Genomic DNA, 560 nt, shown 5'->3' on the forward strand with positions numbered 1-560 from the left:
TGCGGTTGTTCGACGACGCCGCGCAGCGACTCGTGGCTCATCTCGAGCGCGCCGGGTTCCGGTCCGGAGGCTAGAGGCCGTTCGGCACTTGTGGAATCTGCACACACCCGTGCACACTATCGGGTGACAGTGTTGCACTCCGAATTTCGCCGAGAGGGACGAACGATGGGGACCCGTACCGAAGAGCGTGTCGAAAATTCCGCCCCGGAGGAGGCGCAGCTGCCGCCGATCCCGCCGGGTTCGGTGAACCTCGAAGACTTCGTCGGGGAATCCATGCTGCTCCTCGGCGCCGGTGCCACCGTGCTGTTGCAGCTCGCCGAGCCCGGCGTCGGGCTGCGCACGACGATGACGTACGTCTACGCCGTCACTCTCGGCACCGAAGACGAGAAGAAGGCAATCGTGCGCCTGGTCAACAAGGCTCACGTTCCGGTACGCGCGGAGTCCTACAACGCTTTCGATCCCGAACTTCAGCTGTGGGTCGCAGCGACGTTGTACCGCAACGGTCTGGGCATGTACGAGCGGTTCTTCGGGAAGCTGTCCGAGGCCGATGCCGAGCGCAT

At 64.3% G+C, this 560-nt stretch carries 1 protein-coding gene; it reads left to right on the forward strand.

What is annotated here, in order from left to right; translation table 11 throughout:
* Window positions 1–165: 165 nt before the first annotated feature.
* Window positions 166–560, forward strand: a 395-nt coding sequence (locus tag A8G15_RS28730) for an oxygenase MpaB family protein (protein WP_156665624.1), incomplete at its 3' end; no start/stop codon positions are given.

The organism is Rhodococcus phenolicus (genome assembly GCF_001646785.1).
GTDB classification, from domain to species: Bacteria; Actinomycetota; Actinomycetes; order Mycobacteriales; family Mycobacteriaceae; genus Rhodococcus; species Rhodococcus phenolicus.